The organism is Priestia megaterium, from assembly GCF_023824195.1.
Taxonomy (GTDB): Bacteria; Bacillota; Bacilli; order Bacillales; family Bacillaceae_H; genus Priestia; species Priestia megaterium_D.
On sequence record NZ_CP085448.1, the window covers coordinates 1 to 21,733 of the forward strand.

The 21,733-nt window shown below is 32.1% G+C and carries 23 protein-coding genes; 13 read left to right on the top strand and 10 right to left on the bottom strand.

Annotated elements, in window-relative coordinates; translation table 11 throughout:
• The 5 genes from LIS78_RS30155 to LIS78_RS31660 all read left to right on the top strand — a co-directional run bounded on the left by LIS78_RS30155 (position 1) and on the right by LIS78_RS31660 (position 4,589).
• Entirely contained in the window at positions 1-1,239 is a 1,239-nt protein-coding gene (locus LIS78_RS30155) for a S8 family peptidase (protein ID WP_252285731.1), read from the top strand.
• 460 nt (positions 1,240-1,699) lie between these two features.
• Complete coding sequence (locus tag LIS78_RS30160; RefSeq protein ID WP_252285732.1) at positions 1,700-2,635, top strand: glycosyltransferase family protein; 936 nt, start codon at positions 1,700-1,702, stop codon at positions 2,633-2,635.
• A gap of 25 nt (positions 2,636-2,660) precedes the next feature.
• On the top strand, positions 2,661-3,374 hold the full coding sequence (locus LIS78_RS30165; protein ID WP_252285733.1) for a glycosyltransferase: 714 nt from the start codon (positions 2,661-2,663) through the stop codon (positions 3,372-3,374).
• A 518-nt stretch (positions 3,375-3,892) separates the two neighbouring features.
• Positions 3,893-4,090, top strand: a complete 198-nt coding sequence (locus LIS78_RS30170) for a helix-turn-helix domain-containing protein (protein ID WP_252285734.1) — start codon at positions 3,893-3,895, stop codon at positions 4,088-4,090.
• 346 nt (positions 4,091-4,436) lie between these two features.
• Positions 4,437-4,589 (top strand): IS3 family transposase, encoded by a 153-nt coding sequence (locus tag LIS78_RS31660; RefSeq protein ID WP_350495085.1) that lies wholly within the window; start codon positions 4,437-4,439, stop codon positions 4,587-4,589.
• A 591-nt stretch (positions 4,590-5,180) separates the two neighbouring features.
• On the opposite strand, the gene LIS78_RS30175 is transcribed toward LIS78_RS31660, so the two are convergent.
• Positions 5,181-5,861 (bottom strand): sulfotransferase family 2 domain-containing protein, encoded by a 681-nt coding sequence (locus LIS78_RS30175; RefSeq protein WP_252285735.1) that lies wholly within the window; start codon positions 5,859-5,861, stop codon positions 5,181-5,183.
• Positions 5,862-7,157: 1,296 nt separating this feature from the next.
• Here LIS78_RS30175 and LIS78_RS30180 point away from each other — a divergent pair.
• From LIS78_RS30180 to LIS78_RS30195, 4 genes are all read left to right on the top strand, one after another.
• Positions 7,158-7,871, top strand: coding sequence for a glycosyltransferase (locus tag LIS78_RS30180; RefSeq protein WP_252285736.1), 714 nt, complete (start codon positions 7,158-7,160; stop codon positions 7,869-7,871).
• 141 nt (positions 7,872-8,012) lie between these two features.
• Positions 8,013-9,020, top strand: coding sequence for a UDP-glucose 4-epimerase GalE (gene galE / locus LIS78_RS30185; protein ID WP_252285737.1), 1,008 nt, complete (start codon positions 8,013-8,015; stop codon positions 9,018-9,020).
• Positions 9,021-9,374: 354 nt separating this feature from the next.
• Positions 9,375-10,685: a hypothetical protein gene (locus LIS78_RS30190; protein ID WP_252285738.1), complete on the top strand. Its 1,311-nt coding sequence runs from the start codon at positions 9,375-9,377 to the stop codon at positions 10,683-10,685.
• A gap of 18 nt (positions 10,686-10,703) precedes the next feature.
• Positions 10,704-10,916 carry a hypothetical protein gene (locus tag LIS78_RS30195; RefSeq protein ID WP_252285739.1) on the top strand — a complete coding sequence of 71 codons (213 nt, stop codon included), beginning with the start codon at positions 10,704-10,706 and terminating at the stop codon, positions 10,914-10,916.
• 18 nt (positions 10,917-10,934) lie between these two features.
• Here LIS78_RS30195 and LIS78_RS30200 read toward each other — a convergent pair whose 3' ends face one another.
• The 8 genes from LIS78_RS30200 to LIS78_RS30235 form a co-directional block, all read right to left on the bottom strand.
• Positions 10,935-12,218, bottom strand: coding sequence for a glycosyltransferase family 2 protein (locus LIS78_RS30200; RefSeq protein WP_252285740.1), 1,284 nt, complete (start codon positions 12,216-12,218; stop codon positions 10,935-10,937).
• A gap of 386 nt (positions 12,219-12,604) precedes the next feature.
• Positions 12,605-12,700, bottom strand: coding sequence for a spore coat protein (locus LIS78_RS30205; protein WP_252285741.1), 96 nt, complete (start codon positions 12,698-12,700; stop codon positions 12,605-12,607).
• A 45-nt stretch (positions 12,701-12,745) separates the two neighbouring features.
• Positions 12,746-12,913, bottom strand: a complete 168-nt coding sequence (locus LIS78_RS31665) for a spore coat protein (RefSeq protein ID WP_252285742.1) — start codon at positions 12,911-12,913, stop codon at positions 12,746-12,748.
• A 237-nt stretch (positions 12,914-13,150) separates the two neighbouring features.
• Complete coding sequence (locus LIS78_RS30215; protein ID WP_252285743.1) at positions 13,151-13,426, bottom strand: spore coat protein; 276 nt, start codon at positions 13,424-13,426, stop codon at positions 13,151-13,153.
• A 284-nt stretch (positions 13,427-13,710) separates the two neighbouring features.
• The gene (locus LIS78_RS30220) at positions 13,711-14,121 is read right to left on the bottom strand and encodes a GNAT family N-acetyltransferase (RefSeq protein WP_252285744.1); all 411 of its coding nucleotides are present in this window, start codon (positions 14,119-14,121) and stop codon (positions 13,711-13,713) included.
• A gap of 1,157 nt (positions 14,122-15,278) precedes the next feature.
• Positions 15,279-15,707: a spore coat protein gene (locus LIS78_RS30225; RefSeq protein ID WP_252285745.1), complete on the bottom strand. Its 429-nt coding sequence runs from the start codon at positions 15,705-15,707 to the stop codon at positions 15,279-15,281.
• 25 nt (positions 15,708-15,732) lie between these two features.
• Positions 15,733-16,332, bottom strand: a complete 600-nt coding sequence (locus LIS78_RS30230; RefSeq protein ID WP_252285746.1) for a spore coat protein — start codon at positions 16,330-16,332, stop codon at positions 15,733-15,735.
• Positions 16,333-16,474: 142 nt separating this feature from the next.
• The gene (locus LIS78_RS30235) at positions 16,475-16,690 is read right to left on the bottom strand and encodes a spore coat protein (protein ID WP_251448582.1); all 216 of its coding nucleotides are present in this window, start codon (positions 16,688-16,690) and stop codon (positions 16,475-16,477) included.
• A gap of 318 nt (positions 16,691-17,008) precedes the next feature.
• Here LIS78_RS30235 and LIS78_RS30240 point away from each other — a divergent pair, with 318 nt between their 5' ends.
• Positions 17,009-17,830, top strand: a complete 822-nt coding sequence (locus LIS78_RS30240; protein WP_251448579.1) for a YncE family protein — start codon at positions 17,009-17,011, stop codon at positions 17,828-17,830.
• A gap of 150 nt (positions 17,831-17,980) precedes the next feature.
• Here the strand turns inward: LIS78_RS30240 and LIS78_RS31755 are convergent, their stop codons facing one another.
• Entirely contained in the window at positions 17,981-19,096 is a 1,116-nt protein-coding gene (locus tag LIS78_RS31755) for a hypothetical protein (protein ID WP_434092404.1), read from the bottom strand.
• A 167-nt stretch (positions 19,097-19,263) separates the two neighbouring features.
• Between LIS78_RS31755 and LIS78_RS30250 the strand changes: the two genes are divergently transcribed.
• From LIS78_RS30250 to LIS78_RS30260, 3 genes are all read left to right on the top strand, one after another.
• On the top strand, positions 19,264-19,422 hold the full coding sequence (locus LIS78_RS30250; protein WP_252285747.1) for a hypothetical protein: 159 nt from the start codon (positions 19,264-19,266) through the stop codon (positions 19,420-19,422).
• A 351-nt stretch (positions 19,423-19,773) separates the two neighbouring features.
• Positions 19,774-20,430: a PIG-L deacetylase family protein gene (locus tag LIS78_RS30255; RefSeq protein WP_252285748.1), complete on the top strand. Its 657-nt coding sequence runs from the start codon at positions 19,774-19,776 to the stop codon at positions 20,428-20,430.
• The gene (locus LIS78_RS30260) at positions 20,427-21,731 is read left to right on the top strand and encodes a glycosyltransferase family 4 protein (protein ID WP_252285749.1); all 1,305 of its coding nucleotides are present in this window, start codon (positions 20,427-20,429) and stop codon (positions 21,729-21,731) included. Before LIS78_RS30255 ends, LIS78_RS30260 begins: the two co-directional genes overlap by 4 nt.
• Positions 21,732-21,733: the final 2 nt, after the last annotated feature.

Here is a 21,733-nt window from a genome sequence, read left to right on the forward strand (position 1 = left end):
ATGCAATGGTTGGAAACGCATAAAAATCGGATGGATTCATCGCTTTTTCAGAATTTATCAGATAAATTTCGCCGTTCACAACTAGACGTACCTAATACCACCCAGGTTCTCATAAAAACGAAACCGGGTACAAACTTAAGAAAAATCTTAGATTTATGCAGTCTAGACTCCAGAAATTCAGAGGGCCATAATGCACCATTATTAAATTTTCTTTCAGCAAAATTATCTTTCCAAACAATTCAGACACTTGTTACTCATCCTGAGATCGAAAAGCTTTATTTAGATAAGGAGGTTCACGCTTTTCTGGATGTTGCTTCAGAGTCTGTGGGAGGAGCTTATGTAAGAAATACTCATGGATTATCAGGTAATGGTGTAACAATCGCCGTATTAGATACGGGAATACATCCACATCCAGACTTTACATTGCCTACTAGCCGAATTGTTGATTTTGTTGATTATATCCAAGGAAAGTCTTCTCCTTATGATGATAATGGCCATGGCACTCATGTAACTGGTTGTGCGGCGGGTAACGGTTTTGCTTCGAATGGAAAATATACTGGTCTTGCTCCTAATGCACAGATTATTGGTATAAAAGTTCTGGATAAAAACGGAAACGGGTATCTCTCTTCTGTAATTGCAGGAATTAATTATTGTATAGAAAATAAATCTCGTTTCAATATTAGGATTATTAACCTTTCCTTCGGAACTGATTCAGTTGTACCATATATTGATGATCCCCTCGCACAAGCTGCTGAACAGGCTGTACTAGCAGGTATCATTGTTCTCATGGCAGCAAATAATTCAGGAGCAACGGGCACGGTTAATTCACCAGCAACCCACCCAAAGGTTATTTCTGTAGGAGCAGTAGCGGATCGAAAAACAATGCCTATTAGTGATGGATTAATATACATTTATACGAGTAATCTAGAAACCATGAATGGATTAATGAAGCCTGATGTACTTCTTCCTGGTGTATATATCACTGGACCTCTTCCTCCTAATTCTATTCTATCCGATCAATTAGAACCTTTTGTTGTGAATCAGCACTATATTTCTCTATCGGGTACATCGATAGCAACGGGGTTATGTACGGGAGCTGTTGCTATAATTTTAGAGGCTTATCCTTCCTATTCTCCAAGTAGAATTAAGGACCTCATGTTGCAATTCCGGAAAGAATTTACATCAGAGGAACGTTATTTTCAACTTCCTCAACTATTTCAACTAATCCTAAAAGAATAAGTACCGCCTACTGGGAAATGTTGTTCACTTTCAAGATTAGATAGGTCTTGAATACAAAGAAAAACAGTATCCAGTTTAGCATGATTTTTTAAAAAGGACCAGAAAGCACAGATCTATAGAAAAATTGACAGTACTTATGATAACTAACATTCAAGCAAGAAAATCTAAGACCTTCAGGATAGGAATCCAAAGAAACTAGAAGCATGAATTTGATGAAGAAGTCATAAATGAATTTAGAGCTGTTGCAGGTGATTGAGCTATAAGACTAGGATATGAAATAGACTTGGAATGGTAAAAACCTAGTCTATTATAGTTACCAGGAATTTCTTTATTTTATGGTAGACTAAAAAATCCGGCTTTATGATTAATAGATATAGTGATCAATTCTATTTGTTATTAACTATATAAACAAAAACGATGAACTCATCATCCTACCAAATAGAAAGTGGGTAATAACAACATGAAAAGATTAAAAATATTGTTTTTGACTAGGGACCGGTCGCAACAAATGGAAAAAAGTAGTTTTTATCTGGCTGAAGAAATGAAAAAACAATGTGATTTAATGCTATGGACTGAAGATGGACATATTTCAAAAATACTGGCCCAAATACCACATAAGCCAGATTTTATTTTTTTAAATGATTTTCTTGACCCAAAACTTTGTCCCCGGATTCTGGGACTTAATGAAATTAGTATTCCTAAGGGAATGATTTTCCACGATATTTCCTATCAAATACAGAGAAGAAAAAATTACATCAACAAGGAGAAAATTGATTTTATTTTTGCACATTACCGAGATGCTTTTATGAAATGGTATCCAGAATTGGCTCATCGATTCATTTGGCTGCCTCATCATGTAAACACGGAAATATATCGAGATTTTCAACTTCCCAAAAGCATTAATTGGCTAATGATGGGAGCTATTCTCCGTCATATTTATCCGTTAAGGGTAATCATGCTAAATACGATGAAGGATCAACCTGGTTTCGTGTATCATCCACATCCTGGGTACAATGTAGTTCAAAAGGTTAACCAAGGATCATTAGTAGGAGATGAATATGCGAAGGAAATTAATCGCTCAAAGATGTTTCTTACATGCAATTCTATATATGAATATACGCTTATGAAATACTTTGAAGTACTTGGGTGTAACACCCTTTTATTGGCTCCTGCAACAAAAGAAACAGAGGATCTAGGAATTATAGATGGTGTTCATTTTGTGGCTGTTAACAGACTGAATTTCATGGAAAAAGCACAGTATTACCTCACTCACGAAACTGAAAGAATAGCTATTGCTCAAACCGGATATGAAATGGTTAGAACATATCATTCTTCGGAAGCAAGAGTTCGACAACTGCTTTCAAATATAACGAAACTGCTTTCATTGAGAAATTAAACCAAAAAAAGGAGTAACTTTATTGATGAAAATATCTGTTGTAATGCCTTTTTATAATTGCCCCTATATTGATCAAGCTATACAAAGTGTATTAAATCAAACCTATACTAATATTGAAATTTTAGTTGTTAGTGACGGTTCTACCGACTATTTAGAAAAAGTAACACCTTTTCTTGATAGAATACGGTTTATAGAAAAGGAAAATGGTGGAACTGCAAGTGCTTTAAATATGGGGATTCAAAATGCGACGGGAGATTATATCAGCTGGTTAAGCTCTGATGATATATTTTATCCTGAAAAAACAGAAATACAATTAAAAACAATGTTGCAAAAGAATTCATTTATTAGTTATACAAATTATGTTGCTATTAATGAGAAAAATGAATTTATAACTCCGCCGGTTGGAGAATATTTTCCTAATAGATTAGATTTTCTAAAAACTATGAAAGAAAGAAATATAATATGCGGTTGTACGATTCTTATTCATCGTAAAATTTTTTCGGAGATTGGCCTCTTTGATACTACTTTACCTTACACTCATGACTATGACCTCTGGCTTCGTATCCTTCAAAAGTATTCATTTGATTATTTGCCCTCTCCTTTGGTACAATATCGTGTTCACCCAAATATGGGAACAAAGAAATATGCTCTTGAAATTGAAAAAGAAATTAAATTTGTTCAGAAAAAGCATATAGATTCTATCAATGATGCAATTGTTAAACATATCAGTAATCAATAGGATTCTGGTTCAAAAAGCTCAGACATACAAACCATTATGAATATTACCTACTCTACGAGTAATTTTTATTTGGAATAAAAAATGAAGTATGAATCACGACCATTCTTTATACTGCTGTGTCTGCTGTTATATCACCATTTCTCACGGAATTATTAATATCAATACGTTTATAGCATTCTCAATCGACATATCAAGGTTCTTAGCAGACTCTATAATTTAGCGTAATACTATCACGTTAGTGTTAAAAAAATCTTTATGTTTCAGATTATTTTTATAAGTGTAATAACCTTCTTTTTCAAGTAACTGTGCATATTTTCTTTATCTCAGAGTGACAACTTTGTTTGTATCCCCTGATGTATCATCATACCTCCGCTATATCCTTGTCTATGCCATTTACTATGACAGAATAAACTTCTTTTAATTTATAAATCTCCAGAATAGTCTCTAAAAATGATTTTTTTAGAAAATATGTTAAAAATAGAGACTAAAACGACATTTGAAATATTGGAAGAAGTTGAATGGCTACGTGCGGAGAACGAATTATTAAAAAAGCTAAAAGCTTTACAAAGGAAGTGAAGAGAAAACATGGTATAGTCATTAATCATAAACGTGTATACTGTTTAATGAAAGAGCTTAACATACAGGCGAAATTCAAAGAAAACGTCGTTATTTTGGAGAATGAGAAGTTGAAAAGACCGTCTCAACGAATGTGTTAAATCGAAATTTCACCAGAATAAGATCAAATGAAAAATGGGTAACAGATATCACCTACTTACAATTCGGCCAACTGAACCTCTACTTATCTGTCATTTATGACCTTTTTAACAATGAGGTGATTTTCCATCATATATCGAAAAAAATGATTTAAAGCTAGTAAGAGTAACCGTTCAGAAAGCAGTTAAATACCAAAAGACGGAGGGAGTTATACTTCAAATTGATCAAGGAATTCAATATATTTCTCTTAAGTATCACAAGATCTTAAAAAATCACAAAATGATTCCAAGTATGTATCGAAAAGGAAACTGTTTAGATACATACTTTTATGGATAATTTTTTCTGTTACTGAAAACAAAAATCATGTATCTTCATCGTTTTCGAGAAAAAGAAGAAGTAAAAACAGCTGTCGATCATTACATAACTTTTTACATTAAAGAACGATATCAACGAAAATTAGGCAACCTTACCCCAAAAGAATATAGGGAGAAGATTACCTAACGGGTTTCTTTCTACTGTCTTCTTGATAAGGGGATGTTCAATATCAAGGTTTTTCTTAATTATTGTTTTTGGGAACAGAGAAAATCATAAAAAATCTAAACTAAGGCTTTTCAAAATAATCGTATAGGTAAGTTTTGAATACTAGTTTTTTCTAAGCATTATTTTCAAAATCTCATATAATTGATCTTTCGATCCTGAAATCATGATATGAAGATTTATATTTAACACATAAGCTTCTGCATTATTATTTTCTAATTCGAACCATAATTCCTTTAAGAACTAAAATACTAACCAACTGAGTTGTACTTAATTGCTGCTACACAACTTCTTCACGTAATTTGTTTCCAATAATTAAACCAGGCTTTAGTGTTGAAACTTTTTCTAAATTGACTCTAGGATCGATCTCTACAACTTCGAGACCTTTCATGTCACTTTCAATATGGTTGTTGGAATTACTCCCCTAACATTTTACGGCACCAAGAGGATTTATTTTCATTATAAAAAGTGCTTCTGTTCTTTCGTTAGTTAAAACGACGTATGGATAGAAATTATTAGAATCTTTGCTTGGTCAATTGTATGTTTAATATGAGCCTAGTCTTCTTTTAATTTTGATTCTGTTTCTTCTAAAGTTTTTAAACGATTTTCAAAATTTTCTTTTGCCCAGTCGTATAGCTGTATATCAAGCTGGTTTGCTTTTTCTATTTGCTTAATGATTTCCTTCGATATTGTTTGTTTTTTTGGTTTTTTTGTATTTACATTCTCTTTTTTGTAAGCAATGTTCTCCCACCCGAATGTCTTTTTCATTAAAAATAAAGATTCATTAAACAGTTCTGTAATACCGAAAAATGCAAAGGTACTTAAGTTATTGATCGCCTGTTCTAAATCTTGTTTGTTACCAGCAATGAAGTGTGTTTGCATATTAGAAAATTCATCTAATTGTGCAAATTCTTCTAAACTATATTTATCGGTTAATTCATTATCCTTAAGAATCTCTTTGATGTAATAATAATGTGAGATTACACGATCAATTGGATCTCGCAACATTGTAACGTGAATATGTGGTCCCAAGTTTTTGTGCTGTCCAAAATAGTTATGTCCGAAAACAACTTTTGTGTTTTCATTTATCTTACTTACCTTATTTTCTATATTAAGAGAGGGATCGCTTACAGAAAAGACTTCGTTTGAATTGTATTGTTGACAGATAATGGATGTCAAAGCGGAACCAGCAGTTTTAGGTACATGAACTAGAACTAACACTTTATCTTTGTACATTAAATCACCTTCTTATAAATTGTTTGCTATTCTAGTATCATCATATGTTATAAAACGGTTAAAAATTCGACTTATATAGTGCGTGAGGGTTATGAAAGTGATAAAAACTCTAACTTTTCGCTATCACAAGCTATTAGTGAAACAAATAAAATCAAAAGGCAATTCCTTCTTACTTTTAATTAAATAATTTCATATTCTTTTTCATACATATTTCTATCACTTTTCTCGATAATATACTGAATACATTAATCCTCTTTTTAAACAAGGACGTAAGTACATAGTTGATATTTTTTATACTGGTCAGAAAAGCATATCTTATCTATTTAACCCAACCTAATATTATATATACAAAGAAAGAATCAACAATTAAATTTGTTACAAAATACATTAGGGATTTTCCATATTTAAATTTCAAGATTCATAAAGTGCTCACAAAAAACGTTTCCACTATAAGTAATGTGATTAGATTAGAACTTTTTATAGAACCCTCATCAATCTCTTTTACGAGCCACAAAGCTTTCTCTCCTGTAACAAAAAGACAAACAAATAGAGTACTCGAAAAAAATATCTTTATCAAAAAAAGAGATTAAGAATCAAGGTATTAATAAAATGCCTACTAAGTAGATCTTATCTCTTTTCATTTATTAATATCCATTCCCTTTTTTATTTTTAGAATATCCTAATAAATAAGGTTTTATTTATACATTTATTAAATTAAAATTATTGTTAACCAAAAAATGAATTGATAAAAATTAAGAAATATTCATAACAAAGACTGTCCTTTAAATATGATTATATAAGACGTTTTTCTATCTATTTACCTAAGGAATTTTTTATTAGTTAAAGGGAGTTTTAGAAATATATTGAGAGAAATATGGATATTGTAAGCGGGGGATTTCTTCAGTGCTTCAAACAAATAAAATGCTTATAGTCCTTTCTACTCTGAGATCTTAGTGTATTCTTCTTTGCGATGTCTTAAAATAAGTGGGATAAGTTTAAATTTATTAAAATTGCCTTTTGTAAAGGTGCAAACAAAGAAGGTCAACTAAAGTGGCAAATATTCTTGCAAGCAAAAGGTCTGGACTTCTTTTTGATAAAATACTAATTTAAGGAATAATTGATTATCCCCTCCATATAGTGGAAAGGTTAATAAAAAAAGATATTTTAATTAATATCAGTAAAAACATTTATAAGAACAAAAAACATCAAACATAGAGCAAATATTTTTGAGAGAAGAATTATTTTAAATAATTAAACAAAAATTATAATTCTGAGTTTTTGAAAGAAGGATGATATATGTCAAAAATCTCTATAATTGTTCCGTTCTATAATTGTCCGTACATTAATCAAGCACTCGACAGTTTAGTAAATCAAACCTACAAAGATATAGAAATTATTGTTGTGAATGACGGATCTACACAGCATTCTGAAAAAATAATTCCATACTTAGACAAAATCAAATATATTCAAAAGGAAAACGGCGGCACGGCCAGTGCCTTAAATATAGGGATTAAACATGCAACTGGGGATTATTTTTGTTGGCTTAGTTCAGATGATATTTATTATCCTGAAAAAACAGAAGTTCAATTCGCCTTTATGAAAGAGCAAAACGCACTATTTAGTCATACAAATTATTGTGCCATCGATAAAAAAAGCCGTATTATTAGTCCTCCTTTAGGTATACAACCTCCAAGCCGACCTGAAATTATTAAAAGAATAAGTACAAAAAATTTTATTAACGGATGCTCCGTTATGATAGATAAATCTGTATTTAACCATGTAGGTGCTTTTGACGAAACACTGCCCTATACACATGATTACGATTTATGGATACGAATCATCCAAAAATTTGACGTATTTTATTTATCTCAACCCTTGTTATTGTATAGAATTCATAAACAAATGGGGTCAAAAAAGCACTCGGTCGCTATAAAGAAAGAAATTGATTTCGTTATTAATCATCACAAGAATACTATGGAAGGCTTGTTATCAGAGGAATCAAAAAAATAATAGATTGTACTGTTTATATATATTTTATTAAAAGGTCTTTTATTTTTTAATAGTTTTTATCATCTTTACTCTTCTTTTTTATATTTAAAGTTTACTTAAAATTATTCTTTGGATTTGAGTCAATAATTTGGAGGGATTTTTTTGAGCATACTAGTAACTGGAGGGGCTGGCTATATTGGTAGTCATACTTGTGTAGAACTTCTAAATGCTGGCCATGAAATTGTAATAGTAGATAACTTTTCTAATAGTAAACCTGAATTGTTGAAACGAATAACTGAATTAACAAAAAAAGAATATAAGTTTTACGAAGTGGATTTGCTTGATAAAAAAGCATTGGAAACGGTCTTTTGTGAAAACCAGATTGATGCAGTAATACACTTTGCTGGATTCAAGGCTGTGGGCGAATCTGTAGAAATACCACTTCATTATTATTATAATAATATAACTGGTACATTGATCCTCTGTGAAGTGATGAAAAAATATGATGTAAAAAAAATGGTGTTTAGCTCGTCTGCAACTGTTTATGGATTTCCTAAACATGTTCCAATTACTGAGGATTTTCCTTTAGCAGCAACAAATCCTTATGGACGAACAAAATTAATGATTGAAGAAATTTTAAAAGATTTACATCATTCAGATAATAACTGGAGCATTGCACTATTGCGGTACTTTAATCCAATTGGAGCCCATGAAAGTGGCAGAATAGGTGAAGACCCAAATGGTATTCCAAATAATCTAATGCCTTATATTAACCAGGTTGCTATAGGCAAATTAGACAAACTTAATGTGTTTGGTAGCGATTATGATACACATGATGGGACGGGAGTAAGGGATTATATTCATGTTGTAGATTTAGCTAAAGGACACCTAAAAGCTCTTGAAAAAATTATTTCTACTACAGGTATTGATGCATTTAATCTCGGAACTGGAGTCGGGTATAGTGTACTAGATGTGATTAAAAATTTTGAACACGTTACATCACAAAAAATTGCATATAGCTTTACCCATAGAAGATCAGGAGATATTGATAAATGTTATGCTGACACTACTAAAGCCATGAAAGAATTAGGTTGGAAAGCAACCAAAAACCTTGAAGATATGTGTCGAGACTCTTGGAGATGGCAGAGAAGTAATCCCAAAGGATACTAGGAAGAAACTAAGAAACTTTTAAACAAATAAACATTCATAAATATTAAATTTATTTAGTAAAACTTATAAAAAACAATTTTAAGTAATCTTTAAGTTCAAGAACCCCTTTCTATTAAACCACCTCATTTTTCATGATTTCCACCTTTATAGTTGACTAAATTACATGTGCTATTTCCACTCAAAATGATTAAAATGCTGAGCGCGTCAAGAGCCAAACAAGCATATTATACAATGTAGACCAGAATGCATAAATGGTAGCAGCATTATATCTAAATAGGTAAAGACCTGGTCATACGTATTTGGACAAGAATACGTTATCAATGTAAGTAAACCATTAATTGAAAGGAAGATTGTATGGGATCAAATGGATTTTCATCAGAAAAAAAGCGTAAACGTGTAGATCTTTTGAAGCTGCTTCTCGATACTAACATCTCTACACAAGGGTCATCAAATCCTTTAGATGCATTACTCTCTGATTTGGACCTAGGGTCTTTAGAAGGTTTAATGCAAAAGAACAAAAAATCTCATCATGATGACTGGGATTCCAAGAAGAAACGCCATCATGATGACTGCAGTGATCATGATTGGGATCATAAGAAAAAGCGTCATCACGATGATTGTGGATGCGATAAGAAAAAGCATGACCATCATGATTGGGATCATAAAAAGAAGCATGACCATGATGATTGTGGATGCAGTAAGAAAAAGCATGACCATGATGATTGTGGATGCAGTAAGAAAAAGCATGACCATGATGATTGCGGGTGCAAAAAGAAAAAGCATGACCATGATGATTGCGGGTGCAAAAAGAAAAAACGCTGTAAATGTTGTCCTGAGGATACGCAAGAATTACGCCGAGCAATTAATGCAGTATGTCGCGCACTAAATGCCCAAAATTTTAGTCTTGAAGACTTACAAGACGCGATTACTGAGTCGGGTTTAGAAGACTTATTGGATAACGATTGTATAGATGATGAAATAGCAGATGACTTATTGGTGCTCATTACAGCAATATTGGAAGATGATCTCGATGAGGATACACTAGTAGACTTCGGAAGAAGACTTAACGATCTACGCCGTTGTTTAGGATTGAGAGTTAGCCGTTGCAGTCCTCGTGATGGTGGTGGAGGTAATGGTGAATGTACTTGTGACGAAGATGCGACCACCTTATTAGCTTCAATTTCTGCCTTACTATGTGGAATTATAAGCGCACCAATACTAGATACCGACGCCCTATTTACACAACTTGATAGATTACGGGATTTCCTAGAAACTGATGCAGCGGCGTGTATACGAGATAACTTAAGGAACCAATTAGAAAGAGTCGTTGACAGATTATTCGACTTTGAAACGGATCCAGAGGACATCCCTCGAGGCCAATTAGAGCGTTTAGCAGTTAGGCTTAGAAGACTACGCCAATGTCTAGGTTTGCCTGCTATCCTGTGCCCCGGCCCCCCTTCTGGCGGTGGTGGCGGTGGTGGCGGTGGCCTCACAATTAGAGAACAACTATTGGATTTAGTGACGGATCAAGTTGTAATCACAACTCCTACTGCTGTAGTTGTAGGTACATTAGTTACTGTCCAACTCGATTATATTGCTGTTGTTGACGCAACCGGAACTACGTTGATACCGCTTGATGAAATCGAAGCATTTACTACTGAGTGATAAGGAGGAGAAAGATTCATGTTTGCATCTACCTTTCGAGAAGAATTAGCAAAACGACAAGGTCATGCTGCTATAGTTCGAGTATTTAACTATTCAGGCTTAGGGATTCTTGCCCTTGTTTCAAATGATTTTATTACCCTTGTAGAATCAGATGGCTATGGTCCATACGAAACTCAAAATATTCCAATCGAGACCATTCAGTCAATTCGTTTTCCAGCTTACCCGGTTTAATTTTCCGGCTTACCCAATTTAAGTGAGAAATTTCTTAAAATCATTCCATTTGGAATGATTTTTTTTTGTAACACTGTTGCTATGCTTTCTGACATTGTAAACAGTAAAATCCTTATAGAAAAATTCATATTTCTTAGAAAGTTGAACTAACATAGCTACATCCTCATATAAACGACCATCCTCAAAATCACTGATAGGAAATCCTTTCCCCTCCATTAAAGCAGAGGTTCGATAAATCCGAGGTCCAAGAGGAAATGTATAAGAAAGCAATTCTTCACGGCTATTCACTGATTTCCCATGCCTAACCTTTAAAAATTCAACTTCAGCTGCGGAATTTTGATTCCAGTACCTCCAATTCCCGTATAACACTGCGATATTTGGCGGGAGAGTCCCTAATTTATTCTTTATAAGAAGAACCGCATCTGGATCAAGCCAGTCGTCTGAATCAAGTTCTAATACAAAATCAGTCGTAATGAACGGCAATATGTAATTTAATGCTTTTGCTTTTCCCTCATTTGATTTAAAAAAGCACTGGATATTCGAATGAGTCTTCCACTTTTCTAATAATTTTGAAGAATTATCAGTAGATCCGTCATCGACAATGACTATTTGATCAAAGGGAACTGTTTGTGTAATACAGGATTGGATTGCTATTGAAAGAAACTTCTCCATATTGAAATTAGAAATCATAACCGATAGAGTTGGAGCAGATAACGTAGCATTTGAAGAACTTTTTTTAAATTTATGAGCAAATTTTAATTTTTCATTGTTTGTTATATTATTTATTTTTCTTATCTCCTCAATAACGTTTTCTTTTAAAGTAACAACATTTGACTCCCCGTTTTTTAGAAGCCATAAATGAAATATTATCTCTCTAAATGGTACTTCTCGCTCCAACACAAATGGTGAATCTTTCAAAAAAGAAGTCTTAACCATAAAAGGAAATTGGTAATATAGATCTTTACTCTCATGGTAGACTGTCATGATAGGTTTATCATCCTTAAGAGTAAGTGTGTTACCATTTACTGCAGATGTGAGTAATTCATATGTAAAAAGGAATAATACATATTCGCTTTCTATAGCTTCAATGTAAGTGTTTAGCATAATACCTAGATCTTGTCGAGCATTAATATAATCTATATCAAAGGGTAGTGATGAATTGGGACTGGATAGATAAGGGTAGTGACTGTCAAAAACAGTGACTTTATTCACACGAGGTAAAATATAGTTCAGCGAGGATAGTGCTTTCCTTAAATCACTACGAATATTGTAATTAATACAGAGTACATGAATGTCTTTCAAAGTCTGCTCCTCCCTTATAATGAAAAGATTTCTTATATATTCAGTACCTTTAAACATATTCTAAAAATTTTAAAGGTATGTCAATTGGTCAAGATTTAATAATTCTCTGTGGATTATAATTTATCAAATTATTTCATTTGTTATAGAATACAGCTCAAAATTCCCATTATAGTTACATGTTAAAATACAGCTTGTTTGTCTATGCTCTTCATATGTACTAGAAATCCATTAAAAGACAAAAAAGCCACTCCTCACTTGGAGAAGCATTTTACCTCTTCTCTTTGCTTAGTAAGAAGGTAGCGAATAGATTTAACTAAATGCATTCACAAGTCATTTAATAAACTTCTAAAAGTTTACTGATGAGTTTAACATAATTATTGGGTTTATTAGAGAATGTCTAATGAAACTAAGATAACTACTAGAACTTGAAGTAATACTTGAAGATTTACAGCTATATCAGTATCAGTTGTTTTAACTTCCATATTTGTTGAATTTTCAATAATTGGTTTTTTTTGTGAATTTTTTTGCTAAATGCTAGTAAGTTGTTTCAGATTCTTTATTACACTATTTCCCATATCGTTATCGCCAATTGTAATACGAATCACTACAGCAATAGCCACTTGGTTATCTGTCATATGAACTACAATGTCACATGCATCTTTAATCCAGATTAGTTCATCTGATTCTTGATCCACTAGTTAAACTTGATTAGCTTCCTGAAAGACATCTGTACCAAAGTTTTGGTCATCATGGTGTTTATCGTCTTTATGGTAATCTACTTTACAATCATTATTGCAATAATTCTTTTTACTGATTTTACTTTTTTATTTACGTCGTAATAGTAATAATCTTGAGATGACATAGTTATCACTCCTTTTTCATGGTATGTAATAATACATGAATAGGGAAATCCATAGGATCACCCTATTGAACTAAGGTATATAACTATTTTTATCAAATAAAAAACGCCTAAGGATAGGCACTTTTAGAAAGTTAACTATTCTTTTTTTAGCATTGTTTTCACTGACGAATTGATTTACCCGCTTACTCAAATCCTCTACCATTTCCTTAAGTATTTGTTTTTTCTCTTCAGATAACCTTCCTTTAACTTGTTCTTTATCAACTCCATATTTTGAAAAAATGTCACTTACTAATAAGTCAATGAGTTTGTTAGGTACTATCTCTGTTTTCTTTAATGAATCACTCACATGAATCTATCCTTTTAATAAAGTTTTTTTATCCCAGCATATGCAGGCATTACCTAAAAGGAAACATTTGGACCTACACCTAATGTGGTTATGTATCATTATAAATACTACTAATTCCATTCTTAAATACTAAACAGAATTAGTAGTATGATGATTGTATAGATAGAAAGAAAGAATGTTTCTACCCTTTTCTAGTTCTTTAAAATAAATATTCATTCAAAAAGCAATTATTAAATTAGTAAATACTTCGCTTCTTTCATTGATTTCTTACAGAATATAATTATTTAAATGATTATACCTATTAATGTTCCGCCAGCAATGTTCACTAAAGGTCGAAAACCCCAATGTCTAAAAATCTTAAAAGCTTCAGAATTGTTATTATTTACAAAACCAGTTGCTCCTCTTATGCCTTTTTTTCGAGCGTAAGATATTACCGTAGGCAGAAAAGATCCACCAACGCCCTGTCCTTGATATGGACGATCAAGAACTACATAATTTATAAATATAACGTCTTTCACTATAAATTTGTAACAAAGATAACCAATTACTTTATCATCATTGTTACATATAACAAGCACTTCATGTGACTTCTTCAATATGTTTTGAACTACTGTGCTTTTCACTTTGAAATTATCCATTGTTAAGCTAATTAAATAAGAATCATCTTTATAAGGAATTCTTTTTCGTAAATACATCCCTTTTACCTCTATCCTCTCTAATTTTTTAAATCATTCCATTTCATAAGGGGAAGATAAATCTTTAAGTATTTTATATGGCTATATATTTCTAGAAGACTCCCTATGATTGTAACGTCTGTAGCAGTTTTTTATTTAAATCTGCCTTTCTTTGTGTCCTTTATTATTTTATTCTTTAATAAATAAAGGGTTTGTGTGCCTGTCCAATAAGTTCAGATTTATTTTTAGTGCTATAAATAAAAAAACATCGTTCAGTTGTTCTAAACAATGTAAAAATTAATGATTTTTATTCAACACTTTCCCAATTTTCTTTTCATACCGAATTCCCATTAGAAAATGCTAACAACTATGCTTAGAACAAAGGCGCTGTTGTTTTAACATGTTTTAGGAATTACGTAGTTAATATCATAATACCCCAGCATGCTATGAGAATTTGATTGCTGTAGCTGCTACAGATTCAAATGATAAAAAATCTAGTTTTTTAAATTATGATACATGGAGGAAAGGTGCTACACCAGGTTCAAGTATTCTATCTACCTAAACTGATAGTTATTATATCTATTAAAGCGGTACTTCAATGGCTTGTTCTCATGTAGCGGAATTGGCAGGACTATTCTGTTAGCAGCTTAGGGAAAAAGCAACTCTTCTTATCCTCTACATTTTCTTTATCCTTCATGAAATGTACCTCTTGTTCCTTTCCATCACGTTATTTCTAAATGAACAAGGATTTATGTTTAATAAGGGAAGTATTTAATATTTATATATTTCCTTACATAGTTTATTTACGTTTATCAATCATTTGATAAATAAGAGCTTTATTATTTTCTAAAATTTCTTTGGTAGTTTTGATTCTTTACATATCGAGAGAAATTAGCTTTACTATACCATTGTTAACATAGAGGACATGGTAACTTGCTTTCAACCTTATAATGGTTTGAGGTGTGTAATGATGATCGTGTTATATACGCTTAGTCAAATTAAATAAAAAAGCCCCCTCCTTACGGAGAGAAGCATTTTACCTCTTCTCTTATACTCGGTAAGAAGGTAGCGAATAAATTTAGCTAAATGCATTCACAAGTAAAAATTCTATAGCTACTTCTTGCAAATACTATTCAAATAATTGAATAGATTATCCGACTATATTACAAATTTTTCTGCTAGAGAATATCTAATGTAACCAAGATAGCTACTAGAACTTGTAGTAATACCTGAAGATTTACAGCGATATCTGTATCAGTAGTTGTAACTTTTACGTTTGTAGAATTTTCAATAATTGTCTTTTGAGCATTTTTTTGTTTAATGACTGCGAATTGTTTCAATTCTTGAACTATGCTGTCTCCTTCAGCAGTGTCACCAATAGTAATACGAACAACTACTGCAATAGCTATTTGTAAAGCTACTTGAATAGTCACTGCGACTTGAGTATCTGTAGTGTGTACCTTAACATCTTGTGAATCTTTAACAATAATTTTCTCAAAAGATTTTTGTTCAGCAGCAGCTATTTGCTCTGCTTCCTGCAAAATGTCAACTCCACTGAATCGTTTATTTTCACAATGATCTAGTGCTCTCCATTTTTTCTCACCCATTTTTTTCACCTCTTTTAGTTTTTAATTAAAGAACATCTACAAGTACAATAATAGCAACTAGTACTTGTAATAATAATTGAATGTTAAGGACAACGTCTGTATCAGTAGTTGTAATTTCAACATCTTTAGAATTCTCAATATAAATCTTTTGTTTGTTTGTTTGCTCTATGTCAGATAGTTGTAATAAATCTTGAAGTACACCATCATTTTCAGCAGTATCGCCAATGGTAATACGAACAACTACTGCGATAGCTACTTGGATGGCTACTTGAATAGCAATAGCTGCTTGAGTATCTGTTGTATGAACAGTAATATCACAAGAATCTTTAATCCAAATTAATTCATTTGATTCTTGATCAATTAAAGAAAGTTGATCAGCCTCTTGAACTACTTCTGCATCAAAACTTTCTCCAAAACTTTCTCCAAAACTCTCACGACTCTCACGGCTCTCACGACTCTCACGACTCTCACGGCTATTATAGTAATCATATTCTGTAGATTCACTTTCATGGTGATCTACGTGATCTACTTTCCAGCCATCTTTATAATGCTTCTTGGGATCATTCTTTTTATGTCTGCTTTTGCAATTTTTCTTTTCGTAAGAATAATAATTTTTAGATGACATAACTAACACTCCTTTTTCATGGTATGTATTAATATATGAACATACCAATCAATAGGATTGGGCCAATGGACTAATGAGTGCAACCATTTTAAAAAACCACAAAAACGCCTATTGAATGGCGTTTGTAGATGTTATGATTTATTTATTTTTTGTTGTTAGTAGTATTTGTTTGCTTAACAAATTCATCCACTCGTTTTGATAAATCTTCAACCATTTCTTTAAGCATTTGTTTCTTTTCTTCAGATAGTTTTCTTTTGACTTGCTCTTTATCTATGCCATGTTTAGAAAAAACGTCGTTTACTAATACATCAATTATTTTATTTGGAACAATCTCCGGCCTTCTCTGTGAATCACTCATATTAATCGCTCCTTTTTTATAAGGTTTTATTTCATAACAACATATGCAGCGGTTACCTAAAAGGAAACAATTCCCCATCTATTTTCAAGTGTTATTTAAAAAATTCCTTTTAAATACAGTGTATTTCTTAGTAGCATACACTGTATTTAGATAAAATAAAAAACTTCTATATTGATATTATTATAAAATATAGTCATTTTCTTCTTTTGAAAATTTAAGATAATAAAATAAATTTAACATCATATATTTGTACATAAGGTAAGTGTCTTATGTTTTCAACAATTTTCTTAACAGTATTTATGAAAAGAGTTGAGTAAAATGGGAAAAAAGGCGAAGGTGGTACATGTTGCAGGTGATTTTCCATACCAAAGAGGAAAATCATCTAAGTGCCAAGTTTATGTAATAAACGAGGATACTAATACTGTTTCCGTTATAGATGGGTTAACAGATGAGTTAATTACGACTATTAATGTAGGTCGTCAGCCTGTGAATGTGAATGGCAACTCATCTAGTAATCGAATTTATGTCACTAATAAAGGTGATGAAACAGTTTCAGTCATCGATGCGGAAACGAATACAGTCATTAGTATCATTCCAGTTGGAGGTCAACCATCCGGTATAGGAATCAATCCCTATATGGATAGGGTTTATATAACAAATGCAGCTAGTGACACAGTTTCAGTCATCGATGGATTGACAAATATGGTTGTTGCTACAATTCCTGTAGAAACCCATCCAATTAACCTAGATGTTCACCCTTATATTAACCGTATTTATGTAGCTAATAAGTTTAAAAACACAGTCTCGGTCATTGATGGATTAACGAATACCATAATGGCTACAGTTCCAGTAGGTGACCAACCTAACGACGTAGGCACTAACTTATCTAACAATCGAATTTATGTAGCCAATAAAAATAGTCATACTGTTTCAGTCATTGACGCAGGAACAAATACTGTTATTGGGATAGTGCCGGTAATAGAACACCCCTCTATGATTGATATTAATGGAGATAATAATCAGATCCACGTCACAAACGAAGAAAATAGTATAGTCTCCGTAATTGACGGAGCAACCAATATCGTTATTGCTACCCTTCCGGTGGGTGATCAGTCAATTTATACAATAACTGATGCCTAATATAAGACATAAAAACTAACACTTATGTTCTATAAGAGGTGGCATAACAATGATTTCATACTATAACCTGTAGCAACAATAACCGTATTAACATAAAGTTATTGTTGCTACAATTCATAATATTGAACTGCGGCCTCTAACAATTTGAGCCTAACCATACTCTTTCCATTTTTCATAAACGGATGGACGAATTTCTCTAACATAAGCCAAAAAATCCTTCGATAATTTTAATTCTTTTAATTCAGTTAGTAACTTAATGGGTATAGATCGATTAGAAGTAAACGCTCTTTTATGATCAATTATTTTTAAATTACCCTCTTCATTTATTAAAACATGACGTAATTCGGTATCTTGTCTGCTAAAGTTTAAACTTCTTAATTCATCAAGAAGATTCATAATTTTAATGACTAAAGATTTTGTCATATGTCTATTTTTTTTTAGATACTTTGCCAACGAAATCCCCTTTATATACTCCATGACTATGTAATCCGCCCCATAATCGTAGAGACGAGGAATAATAGAAGATGACTGCCCAATTTGTATAGCTTTTAACTCCTTTCTTTGTGTTTCTTTCTTGAAAAAAACTTTTACACATCGATCAGGCATTAAGTGATAAACAACTCCATCTCTCCCCTTTCCAATTACTGTGTACTCTTTAAAATTTTTAGTTTTTTTCTCCTTTTTACCTCCGCTAATTGAGGAAGTTTTTTTTCTTGCAGTACGCTTTTTTTTCTCTTTTGTTATTTTAAGGGAATGAGGCGATACTCTTTCACCTGAAAAATAGGTATTAGGAGTATCTTGTATTACACCAGCTACACTACTCTTAATCGCAACTTGAACGCGATCAAAACGATTTAACTGCAAATTTTCTATGATTCTAATAATATTAGAATCATTTTCATGAGAGAATGCTTGGTGCGTTTTTTTTATGAGTGTATCATTTACCAGAAATAAAGTTTGTATATCCCCCCCTCTAATATCGTTTAGCTGTAACTCAATAGATGCTGTTAGTCTGTATATACCGTCTTCTTGTGGAATAAAAGCAGATATAGTCGAAGCGTACTCATTCTCTAAATTAAATTGCTTTCTAAAAAAATGAACCTTTTTAATAATATTAGGTGAAACAAATTGAGTATTATTATTGTTATTCATTCTGAAAGCAGGAAACGGAATATTTCTTTTATTGTACCTTTTAAAGAAAGGTAATTCAGTTGATCTATATTCCTCGTTCTCATCCTTAAGATAATGAAAATAAAATTTCCCCATACGTCTCCTCCTTTCTCATTTGTTATATTATTCCTCTAAAAATAAATTGCTTGTATGCTTATCTACTTAAATAGAAGTGCGCGAAAAAAATCCTACTAAAATATAGGACAAGCACCCTCTCATCTTACTAAAGGTTACATATGATAGTAAGAAAAGGGGGTGGTATTATGAAGTATAAAGAAAATTGGGATTATGAGGGAGATTCTCATAAAAACACTTGCAAAAAGCATAAGAAACATGAGAAACATGAGGATTACAGATCTTGCAAAGATACTTGTAAAGAAATTAGAATTACAAATTTATGGAAATTAAATTCTAAGCATTAATAGTGTAATCTTAATAAATTAATAAGACCTGTCATCACCTAGTAACAGGTCTTATTTCTACAAAATAAATTCTTTTACTTATAATTAACTCATAGTATTAATTCTCCAGTAAATAATTTAGAATTCACCCAGAGAATCATCATCTTATTACTAATCTAAAAGTTATCTCTCCCCTGAACATTACTATTTAAAATACATAACAAAAGTATTAATGTAGATATCTTCTATGATCAACTAGTAAATCTCCACCTAATTTTCACTTCTCCGCCAATGACAGTTTCTAACATCTAGACAATTCCATATATTATTTATAGTACAAGTATAGAAGAAAAAGCTACGGGAGGAACAAATATGAGCAATTGTATATTAGTAATTGGAGCTCATCCTGATGACGAGCTATTAGGAACTGCAGGAACCTTAAAAAAACTTGTAGATGCAGGCTATAAAGTAATTTCAGTAATTACTGCTTTAGGAAGAAAGGAAGAAACTCATCACATTCATCAGTTTGGAAGGCTTGCTAATAAAGAAATCGGCATTGACGAAGTAATATTTCTCGAGCATGTCAACTTAGAGTTAGAGATGATTCCTCTTCACGAATTAACGAAAGAAATTGAGCAGCTCATACGGAAGTACAAACCTGTTAAGATCTTTACACATCATTACGGTGATTTGAATAGAGATCATCAGATTACTTTTCAAGCAGTGCTAACTGCAACTAGACCTCTTCCTGGTACAACTCCTATAGAGTTAATTACATTTGAAACAGTTTCATCTAGTGAGTGGGGTACTTACACTCCTGAGAAGACATTCAAACCAAATTATTTTGTGGACGTTACAGGTACCATGGAGTTTAAACTTAATGCACTTAAACATTATGATATTGAAATGAGGAAGTTTCCTCACCCTCGTTCTTACGAAGGTATTGAGTACTTAGGAAGGTTGCGTGGAATGAGCGTTGGAGTACCTTATGCTGAAGCCTTTGAAATTATACGGAGGGTTTGGAAATGAAAAATGAGATTACTTTTCCCTACCCTTATATAGTCGAAAGATTAGACCAATATTATGGACTTAAATCATCTTCTTCAAAAAAAATTCTTTCAAAGGAACATTCTAAAAAAAGAACCATTTCAAAAAAAGGCTCAAAAAAGAAATTCTCTATTTTAATAGCTACATTTTGGAGCTTCCCTCATGTAGGAGGACTTTCTAATTATATTTCTGCTCTCAGTAAAGGGTTAAAGAGTCAAGGACATAAAGTGGATATTATTTCTCCTAATCAATTTTCAACTTCAAAAGTAAACCATTTTCGGGAGAGTGTTACTCCAAATTTAAAAAGCTTTTTCACAAGACGCTATGGGAGTTATAATGAACGAATTTTAAATCATAAAAGACTCATATACGTATACGAAAAAATGCTTGAAACAATAGACTTAGAAAAATACGATATCCTTCATGCTCAAGATTTATTTACAGCAAATATCTTAGGAAGATTTAATGAAGGCTACGGGAAGCCTTTATTCTATACACCCCATGGTATGTTTACGTTTAACAGACTAAAGTTTAACATAATCAAAAAAGGCTCTGTTGAAGAAGCATATTTTAAAGAACTTGAAAGTAAAGCGATAGAATATGCAAGTCACATTATTGTTCTTAGTAATTCGTTTCGTGAACCATTAATAAAATTAGGTGCTAAAAATAGAAATATAACCACAGTCATTACAGGTATTGATTATCCAAACAACCAAAGGCAAGAAAAAGAAACACCTCCACAAAAACTTACTATTACATGCGTAGCTAGACTTGGTCCACGAAAAGGACATAACTATTTATTTGAAGCGTTATCACGTCTTGAAAAATATACCACTAGTATTGAGGTATTGATTGTTGGTGATGGACAAATGAGAGAAGCATTAGAAAAGCAGAGAATGGCTCTTGGTTTATCAATGGTCAAATTCTTAGGATCCAGAGATGACGTACCTTCAATCTTAAGTAAAACCGATATTTTTGTACTTCCGACAATCAACGATAGCTTACCTCTTTCAATAATCGAGGCTATGCATAGTGGAACTGCTGTAATTTCAACGAATTGCGGAGGCATTCCCGAGCTTATAAAGCATAGTAAAACAGGAATTATTGTTGAACCAGGAAATTCAGTACAATTAGCTCATGCATTAAAATTTCTGATTACAAATAAAGAGGCTCGAAATAAAATGAGTACTAATGCTAAAATTTTCGCGGAAAAACACTTAACAATAAATAGTATGATAGGAAGAATAGAACATTTATACAAAAATTTTTGGGGGATGAATTAACG

Excerpts from the sequence above, each read along its gene's own strand:
- LIS78_RS30160 (WP_252285732.1), top strand. The coding sequence starts at position 1,700 with ATGAAAAGATTAAAAATATTGTTTTTGACTAGGGACCGGTCGCAACAA.
- LIS78_RS30170 (WP_252285734.1), top strand. The coding sequence starts at position 3,893 with ATGGCTACGTGCGGAGAACGAATTATTAAAAAAGCTAAAAGCTTTACA.
- LIS78_RS30195 (WP_252285739.1), top strand. The coding sequence starts at position 10,704 with ATGTTTGCATCTACCTTTCGAGAAGAATTAGCAAAACGACAAGGTCAT.
- LIS78_RS30230 (WP_252285746.1), bottom strand. The coding sequence starts at position 16,332 with ATGTCATCTAAAAATTATTATTCTTACGAAAAGAAAAATTGCAAAAGC.
- LIS78_RS31755 (WP_434092404.1), bottom strand. The coding sequence starts at position 19,096 with ATGGGGAAATTTTATTTTCATTATCTTAAGGATGAGAACGAGGAATAT.
- LIS78_RS30250 (WP_252285747.1), top strand. The coding sequence starts at position 19,264 with ATGAAGTATAAAGAAAATTGGGATTATGAGGGAGATTCTCATAAAAAC.
- LIS78_RS30225 (WP_252285745.1), bottom strand. The coding sequence starts at position 15,707 with ATGGGTGAGAAAAAATGGAGAGCACTAGATCATTGTGAAAATAAACGA.
- LIS78_RS30205 (WP_252285741.1), bottom strand. The coding sequence starts at position 12,700 with ATGGAAGTTAAAACAACTGATACTGATATAGCTGTAAATCTTCAAGTA.
- LIS78_RS30260 (WP_252285749.1), top strand. The coding sequence starts at position 20,427 with ATGAAAAATGAGATTACTTTTCCCTACCCTTATATAGTCGAAAGATTA.
- LIS78_RS30235 (WP_251448582.1), bottom strand. The coding sequence starts at position 16,690 with ATGAGTGATTCACAGAGAAGGCCGGAGATTGTTCCAAATAAAATAATT.
- LIS78_RS30255 (WP_252285748.1), top strand. The coding sequence starts at position 19,774 with ATGAGCAATTGTATATTAGTAATTGGAGCTCATCCTGATGACGAGCTA.
- LIS78_RS30190 (WP_252285738.1), top strand. The coding sequence starts at position 9,375 with ATGGGATCAAATGGATTTTCATCAGAAAAAAAGCGTAAACGTGTAGAT.
- LIS78_RS30155 (WP_252285731.1), top strand. The coding sequence starts at position 1 with ATGCAATGGTTGGAAACGCATAAAAATCGGATGGATTCATCGCTTTTT.
- LIS78_RS30175 (WP_252285735.1), bottom strand. The coding sequence starts at position 5,861 with ATGTACAAAGATAAAGTGTTAGTTCTAGTTCATGTACCTAAAACTGCT.
- LIS78_RS30180 (WP_252285736.1), top strand. The coding sequence starts at position 7,158 with ATGTCAAAAATCTCTATAATTGTTCCGTTCTATAATTGTCCGTACATT.
- LIS78_RS30165 (WP_252285733.1), top strand. The coding sequence starts at position 2,661 with ATGAAAATATCTGTTGTAATGCCTTTTTATAATTGCCCCTATATTGAT.
- LIS78_RS30220 (WP_252285744.1), bottom strand. The coding sequence starts at position 14,121 with ATGTATTTACGAAAAAGAATTCCTTATAAAGATGATTCTTATTTAATT.
- LIS78_RS30240 (WP_251448579.1), top strand. The coding sequence starts at position 17,009 with ATGGGAAAAAAGGCGAAGGTGGTACATGTTGCAGGTGATTTTCCATAC.